At 64.1% G+C, this 6,337-nt stretch carries 7 protein-coding genes; 4 read left to right on the top strand and 3 right to left on the bottom strand.

Annotated features, from left to right (window positions below; all coding sequences use genetic code 11):
• Positions 1-282, top strand: a 282-nt coding sequence (locus EOA60_RS14210; RefSeq protein WP_164899306.1) for a helix-turn-helix transcriptional regulator, incomplete at its 5' end; no start/stop codon positions are given.
• Positions 283-368: 86 nt separating this feature from the next.
• Complete coding sequence (locus EOA60_RS14205; protein ID WP_095825659.1) at positions 369-746, top strand: VOC family protein; 378 nt, start codon at positions 369-371, stop codon at positions 744-746.
• A 320-nt stretch (positions 747-1,066) separates the two neighbouring features.
• Here the strand turns inward: EOA60_RS14205 and EOA60_RS14200 are convergent, their stop codons facing one another.
• Both EOA60_RS14200 and EOA60_RS14195 read right to left on the bottom strand, forming a co-directional pair.
• Positions 1,067-2,542, bottom strand: coding sequence for a cobyric acid synthase (locus EOA60_RS14200; RefSeq protein ID WP_095825660.1), 1,476 nt, complete (start codon positions 2,540-2,542; stop codon positions 1,067-1,069).
• Entirely contained in the window at positions 2,542-3,147 is a 606-nt protein-coding gene (locus tag EOA60_RS14195; RefSeq protein WP_095825661.1) for a dimethylsulfonioproprionate lyase family protein, read from the bottom strand. The genes EOA60_RS14200 and EOA60_RS14195 overlap by 1 nt, the downstream gene beginning before the upstream one ends.
• Before the next feature lie 138 nt (positions 3,148-3,285).
• Here EOA60_RS14195 and EOA60_RS14190 point away from each other — a divergent pair, with 138 nt between their 5' ends.
• Together EOA60_RS14190 and mmsB are read left to right on the top strand one after the other, a co-directional pair.
• Entirely contained in the window at positions 3,286-4,452 is a 1,167-nt protein-coding gene (locus EOA60_RS14190; RefSeq protein WP_095825662.1) for an isobutyryl-CoA dehydrogenase, read from the top strand.
• Positions 4,453-4,476: 24 nt separating this feature from the next.
• Positions 4,477-5,361 (top strand): 3-hydroxyisobutyrate dehydrogenase, encoded by an 885-nt coding sequence (gene mmsB, locus EOA60_RS14185; RefSeq protein ID WP_095778484.1) that lies wholly within the window; start codon positions 4,477-4,479, stop codon positions 5,359-5,361.
• A 321-nt stretch (positions 5,362-5,682) separates the two neighbouring features.
• On the opposite strand, the gene EOA60_RS14180 is transcribed toward mmsB, so the two are convergent.
• Positions 5,683-6,337 (bottom strand): aminotransferase class III-fold pyridoxal phosphate-dependent enzyme (locus EOA60_RS14180; protein WP_128311509.1); only part of this gene is annotated, 655 nt, incomplete at its 5' end.

The following is a 6,337-nucleotide window of genomic DNA, read 5'->3' as shown; positions in this document are numbered from 1 at the left end:
GTCATCGCATCGGGCGGCCGCACCCGCATTTCGGCGCTCGCCAGCGAGATTGGCTGGAGCCGCAAGCATCTGGCGGCGAAATTCACCGACGCGACCGGCATCGGCCCGAAGACATTGTCACGCATCGTGCGCTTCAACCGCGCGCTGTCGCTGTCGAAGCGGCAGGACGACAACTGGGCCGGCATTGCCGCCGATTGCGGCTACGCCGACCAGGCGCATCTGGTGCGCGAATTCCGTCAGCTTGCCGGCGAAACGCCATCCGGGCTCGCCACGTGGATCTAAGCTTCAGGCGAGGTAACATTTCTTCAAGACGTGGAAACCGCCTTCGCACAGACTGGCATCCATTCAACCAGCACAGGGATATTGTCATGCCAGCAACAAACGAAGCACCCCGTCTCTATCCAGCCCTGCGATACAGGAACGCCGCTAGGATGATCGACTGGCTCAGCGAGGCCTTCGGCTTCGAACTGCGCGCCCGTTATGGCGATGGCGACATCGTTCACCACGCGGAACTGACCTTTGGGTCCTCGATGATCATGCTGGGCACCGCGCGCGACGACGACTACGGCAAGATGGTCGGCGAGCCCGGCGGTGGCGGCGGCAAGTCCATCTACATCGCCGTCGATGATGCCGATGCCGCCTATGCCAAGGCGAAAAAGGCCGGCGCCAGGATCACCCAGGAACTGGTCGACCGCGACTATGGCAGTCGCGAGTTCATCTGCCTCGACCCCGAAGGCAATGTCTGATCCTTCGGCACCTACTGGCCGAAGGCGGGCGAGAAGGCGTAGTTGCTATCCGCGCCGGCATTTGCGGCTGGCGAAAACGCCTGAACCTCGTCATCCACGGGCGGAGCGGGAGCGAAGCGGACGCGAAGACCCGAGGATCCATTCCGTGACCTCGATCGAAGGGCGCAGAGGAGCAGAATTCTGCACGGTAGCAACGCCTTACCGTCACGGAATGGATCCTCGGGTCTGCGCCGCGTCGCTTCGATCCTTACTCCGCCCGTGGATGACGATGCGGCGGAAGCTTTCGCTAATGGCAAGCGTATGCGCATCGAGGGGAGGACCTACCGCGCCAGCCCGAAAATCGCATCGCAGTCGAGATGCTTCTCCAGCTCGGCCGCGACCTCGTCCAGCGCCTTCTCGACCTCGGCGCGATAGTCGATGCCCCCATCCTTGACCCCGAGGCTCGCAAGGTAGGCCGCGCGAAAAGCGTCCGCTGCAAACAGCCCATGCAGATAGGTACCGATAACCTTGCCATCGGCGGAGACCGCGCCGTCCTCGAGGCCGTTGATGATCGCCGAAGGCCGCGCGGCGTCCGGGCCGGTGGTGCGGCCGAGATGGATCTCGTAGCCTTCGAGCGGCAGGCCGAATTGCACCGAATGAGCGCTCGAGTTGCGCACCGTCTTTTCCGGTTCCATCACCGTCTCGATGTCGAGCAGGCCAAGGCCCTCCGTCTCGATGACGCTGCCTTCGATGCCATCGGGGTCGCGAACCTTGCGGCCGAGCATCTGATATCCGCCGCAGATGCCGACGACATGGCCGCCGCGTTTGCGGTGCGCGGCAAGGTCGCGATCCCAGCCATTCTCGCGGAATTTTATCAGATCGCCGATGGTCGATTTCGAGCCCGGAATGACCACCAGCCCGGCATCTTCCGGGAGCGGCTTTCCCGGCGGCACGAACACCACCTCGACCTGCGGCTCGGCCTTGAGCGGATCGAGATCGTCGAAGTTGGCGATCCGCGCCAGCATGGGCACCGCCACCTTCAGCGCCCGCCTTTCGCCCGAGGCAAGTCGCTCGAGCACAACCGAATCTTCGGACGGCAGCCTTGCCGCGGACTTCAGCCAGGGCACGAGGCCGAAACAGCGCCAGCCGGTAAACTTGCCGATGGCGCTGACCCCATCGTCGAACAGCGAGACATCGCCGCGGAACTTGTTGATGAGATAGCCGGCGATCATGCGCCGGTCTTCCTCCGGCAGGATCAGATGCGTGCCGGCGACGGAAGCAATGACGCCGCCGCGGTCGATGTCGCCGATAAGCACCACCGGGACGTTGGTACGCGTGGCAAAGCCCATATTGGCGATGTCGCGGCTCCTAAGGTTGATCTCGGCCGGCGAGCCGGCGCCCTCGACGATGACGAGGTCGGCGTCCTCGCCGACCTTCGCCCAGGAATCGAGCACCGCATCCATCAGCCTGGCCTTCATCGCCTGATAGTCGCGCGCCCGCGCCTCGCCAAAAACCTTGCCCTGCACCACCACTTGCGAGCCGATGTCGCTTTGCGGCTTGAGCAGCACCGGGTTCATGTGCACGGTCGGCCTCACCCCGCAGGCCAGCGCCTGCAGCCACTGCCCGCGGCCGATCTCGCCGCCGCCGGTCTTGTTGTTGCCGGGGATGTCGGCGACGGCGGCGTTGTTGGACATGTTCTGCGGCTTGAACGGCCTGACCTTCAGTCCGCGTTTTTTTGCTGCCCGGCAGAGCCCCGCCACCAGCACCGTCTTGCCGACATCCGAGCCGGTGCCTTGCAGCATGATCGCCCTGACCATCAGCCCCTGCCCTCCGCGCCGATGATCGATTTCTGCGCGAGCGGTCCACCTCGCCAGATATAGAGCGCCATCAGAGGCTCCTTGCCGGTACGCATGGCGTGATTGACGTTGGACGCATGGTGGATGATTTCGCCCGCCGCTCGAACCCGAAAGCCGGCCCCGCCCATGCGCCACTCGGTGCTGCCGGTCAGCGGAATGTAGATCTCCTCGGCGGTGTGGTGGTGGTCTGGGTAGACACTGTCGGGCCCGAGGATCAGCAGGCCGCCCGCGACCTCGTCATTGGCGAAATGCCCCCGCGTGCCGAACACCTCCAGCCAGCCGTAATTGTCGATGAAGAGCTGTCCGAAATCGGCAGCGGTATAAGTCTGGCCCCAGCACAGCTCATTGCGATGGTCCGCGATGAACCGCGTCAGCGGCCCGGCGTCCCGCGGCGCAAGCTCCGCAATCCGATCGAGATGGCGAAGGCACCGAAGCGCACGTGGTTCGCGCGAACGAGAGGGCATGTGCCAATCGATGCGCGCGACGGCGTCCGCAACCAGATCGCTGTCGATGCCGGCGAGATAGAAGTGGAACCTGTCCAGCAGCTGATCGAAAATTGTCGGCACGCAAGACTCCGTTGATCAATCCATGCACAGCCGGTCCGCGGCGGGCTGGGTTGCGCGGCGGCATCATTGGTCTAGATTGATGGCTGCGCAAAGCCAAAAACGACAGGCCGCAAGGCCTGAAACGACAGGGAGCACGCCATGGACGCGGCAGTCGATGCGGGCACTGGCCAATTCGAACTCACCGAGCAACAGCGCGCCATGAAGGAGATGGCTGAGGCCTTCGCGGCCGATCGGGTCGCGCCGAACGCGCTCGACTGGGACCGGGCAAAGCACTTTCCGGCCGACGTGATCCGCGAGACCGGACCGCTCGGCCTGGGCGGCATCTATGTCCGCGACGATGTCGGCGGCTCGGCGCTCGGTCGGCTGGATGCGGTGCTGATCTTCGAGGCGCTGGCGCATGCCGATCCGGCCTTCTCCTCCTTCATCTCCATCCACAACATGGCGGCATCAATGATCGACCGCTTCGGCAGCGACGAGCAACGCCGGCGCTTCCTGCCGAAGCTGACCTCCATGGAATGGCTGGCGAGCTATTGCCTGACCGAGCCCGGCTCCGGCTCCGATGCCGCCGCCTTGAAGACGAGAGCGGTGAGGAGCGGCGGCGACTATGTCTTGAACGGCGCCAAGCAGTTCATCTCCGGCGCTGGCGACAGCGACGTCTATGTCGTCATGGCGCGCACCGGCGGCGACGGGCCCAAAGGCATTTCGACCCTGGTGGTGCCCAAGGATGCGCCCGGCCTCTCCTTCGGCGCCAATGAGCACAAGATGGGTTGGCATATGCAGTCGACCCGCCAGGTCATCTTCGAGGATTGCAAGGTGCCGGCCGAGAACCTGCTTGCCACCGAAGGCGCGGGCTTCGGCATCGCCATGGCCGGGCTCGACGGCGGCCGGCTCAACATCGCCGCCTGCTCGCTGGGCGGCGCGCAGTCGGCGCTCGACAAGGCGCTCGCCTACACGAGCGAGCGCAAGGCCTTCGGATCGAAGATCAACCAGTTCCAGGCCCTGCAGTTCAGGCTGGCCGACATGGAGACGGAGCTGCAGGCGGCCCGCATCTTCCTCTATGCCGCCGCCTCGAAGCTCGATCGCAAGGCGCCGGATGCCGGCAAATGGTCGGCGATGGCCAAGCGCTTCGTCACCGACATCGGCTTCGACATCGCCAACGAGGCGCTGCAGTTGCATGGCGGCTACGGCTATCTGCACGATTACGGCATCGAGAAGCTGGTGCGTGATCTGCGCGTCCACCAGATCCTCGAAGGCACCAACGAGATCATGCGCGTCATCATCGCGCGAACGCTGATCGGCCGCTGAAGCAGCAAATTTCGGGAGACAACGATGGCAACGATCGCCTTCATCGGCCTTGGCAATATGGGCAACCCAATGGCTGCCAACCTCGTAAAGGCGGGGTATGCGGTGCAAGGCTTCGACCTCGTGCCGGAGAACCTCACGATCGCAAAAGAGCATGGCGTCACCGTCATGGCCAATGCCGTCGCCGCGGTGAAGGACGCCGACGTGGTGATCACCATGCTTCCCGCCGGCAAGCATGTGTTGTCGGTCTACGAGGACATCGCGCCCAAGGCGAAGAAAGGTGCCTTGCTGATCGATTCCTCGACCATCGATGTCGAATCGGCACGCAAGGCTCACGCCATTGCCGCCAGGCACGGCTTGCCTTCGATCGACGCGCCTGTGTCCGGCGGCACCGGCGGCGCCACCGCCGGCACGCTCACTTTCATGGCCGGCGGGTCGGATGCAGCATTCGCCTCTGCCGAGCCGATCCTGAAGCCGATGGCCGGCCGCATCGTTCATTGCGGCGGTGACGGCGCCGGCCAGGCCGCCAAGATCTGCAACAACATGATTCTCGGCATTTCGATGATCGGCGTCGCCGAAGCCTTTGTGCTCGCCGAGAAACTCGGCCTGTCGCACCAGGCGCTGTTCGACGTCGCCTCCACCTCCTCCGGCCAGTGCTGGTCACTGACCACTTACTGCCCGGTGCCCGGCCCTGTTCCGGCGTCGCCCGCCAACCGCGACTACAAGCCGGGTTTTGCTGCCGCCCTCATGCTCAAGGACCTGAAATTGTCGCAGGAAGCCGCGCAAAGCGCCGGCGCCGTGACGCCCCTGGGCGCCGAGGCGACGCAGCTCTACGCTCTGTTCAATGCGCAGGGCAACGCAGGCGCCGACTTTTCCGGCATCATAAATTTCCTGCGCGGCGATCAAACCTAAGCAGCTGCTTGCAAAGGGTTATTAGCAAATTTTTTCGACAGAAATCCGGCAAATTTAGATTTGCTTAAGGTCTCGCTAACTCACCGGTAACGATGTGCCTTTAAAACGGACTGCGAGGCGGACATCGCAACCGCCCGGCGCTCCGGATCAGGTCTCGCGTACCGGAGCCCGTAAGTTTCGCAGGTCTCGAGTAGCGAAACGCCATGCGTATCTGGCAAAGCCGCGTTCCCTTCTGGGACGCGGTTTTTGCGTCTGGGCAAGGCTTCGCTGCAGATTCGGGTCGCCGGGCACCCTCCAGCAAGGGCGCCCGGCTGTGTTTTCTCAGCGCTTCCGCAAATCCGCCTCCGCAAGGTCGAGCGCCTTGGCGATGCGCTCGCAGGCCATGTCGATGGTGTCGCGCGTCCAGATCAGCGGCGGCGACAGTATCATCGTGTCGCCGGTGGCGCGCAGCATCATGCCCTGCGAGATCGCGTGATCGCGCACGACGACCGCCGCACTTCCCGACGGCAGGTATCGTTCCTTGGTCGCCTTGTCCTTGACGATCTCTATCGCACCCATAAGACCGATCGAGCGCACCTCGCCGACCAGCCTGTGGCCGGCGATGCGCTCCTGCAGCGCTTGCGCGAAATAGGGACCGGTGTCGGTCCTGACGCGCTCGACCAGACCTTCCCGTTCAATGATCTCGAGGTTCTTCAGGGCCACCGCGCACGCGACCGGGTGACCGGAATAGGTGTAGCCGTGGTAGAACTCGCCGCCCTTTTGGACGAGCGTCCTGCTGATGCGGTCGCCGACCAGGAGCGCCGACAGCGGCTGGTAGCCGGAGGTCAGCGCCTTGGCGGTGGTGATGGTGTCGGGCTGGACGTCAAAGGTCTGCGCCGCGAACCATTCGCCGGTGCGGCCATAGCCGGTAATCACCTCGTCGAGCATCAAGAGCACATCGTATTTGCGGCAGATGCGCTGCACCTCCGGCCAGTAG

This window comes from Mesorhizobium sp. M1A.F.Ca.IN.020.06.1.1, assembly GCF_004023265.1.
GTDB lineage: Bacteria > Pseudomonadota > Alphaproteobacteria > Rhizobiales > Rhizobiaceae > Mesorhizobium.
This window is presented reverse-complemented; position numbering and strand designations above follow the sequence as displayed.

What these genes read in the sequence shown, in the direction of transcription:
- mmsB (WP_095778484.1), top strand. Translation starts at nt 4,477, where the DNA reads ATGGCAACGATCGCCTTCATCGGCCTTGGCAATATGGGCAACCCAATG.
- EOA60_RS14190 (WP_095825662.1), top strand. Translation starts at nt 3,286, where the DNA reads ATGGACGCGGCAGTCGATGCGGGCACTGGCCAATTCGAACTCACCGAG.
- EOA60_RS14205 (WP_095825659.1), top strand. Translation starts at nt 369, where the DNA reads ATGCCAGCAACAAACGAAGCACCCCGTCTCTATCCAGCCCTGCGATAC.
- EOA60_RS14200 (WP_095825660.1), bottom strand. Translation starts at nt 2,542, where the DNA reads ATGGTCAGGGCGATCATGCTGCAAGGCACCGGCTCGGATGTCGGCAAG.